This window comes from Pseudomonas sp. LJDD11 (genome assembly GCF_024584215.1).
Lineage (GTDB): Bacteria > Pseudomonadota > Gammaproteobacteria > Pseudomonadales > Pseudomonadaceae > Aquipseudomonas.
In genome coordinates this window covers 1-547 of record NZ_JANJFL010000127.1, presented here as the reverse complement: position 1 = coordinate 547, position 547 = coordinate 1, and the positions used below count along the sequence as shown (strand labels likewise).

Genomic DNA, 547 nt, shown 5'->3' with positions numbered 1-547 from the left:
AGAAGTGTTTTATGCCATGGGCGGCTACCCTCCATCTTCAAGGGGGCTGCATCCTGGAGTCGATGCGCGTTAGGATGGTCTGAAGTCACAGATCACCGCAAGCGAGAAACCTATGCCCCAGAACACCCGATCAACGCCAACGGCTTTTGAGATCACCCGGCGCGAAAGCTGCTTCAAGGGGTTCTACAAGCTCGACAAGCTGTACCTGCGCCACGAGCTGTTTGCCGGTGGCATGAGCAATGAAATGAGCCGCGAACTGTTCGTTCGTCATGATGCCGTTTGTGTTCTGCCTTATGACGCCAGGCGCGATGAAGTGGTGCTGATCGAACAGTTTCGGGTCGGCGCGATGGAGAAAAGCGGCAACCCCTGGCTGATCGAACTGGTGGCCGGATTGATCGACAAGGACGAACAGCCGGAAGAGGTTGCTCATCGCGAAGCAGAAGAGGAAGCTGGACTTGTTTTCAGCGCGTTATGGCCGATAACCAAGTACTTTCCTTCGCCGGGTGGCAGTGACGAATTCGTTCATCTGTTCATGGGGCAGTGCGAC

1 protein-coding gene is annotated in these 547 nt (G+C 55.6%); it reads left to right on the top strand.

What is annotated here, in order from left to right; translation table 11 throughout:
• Nucleotides 1-112: 112 nt before the first annotated feature.
• The coding region (locus NRB16_RS29130) for an NUDIX domain-containing protein (RefSeq protein WP_257107598.1) at nucleotides 113-547 on the top strand (435 nt) is incomplete at its 3' end.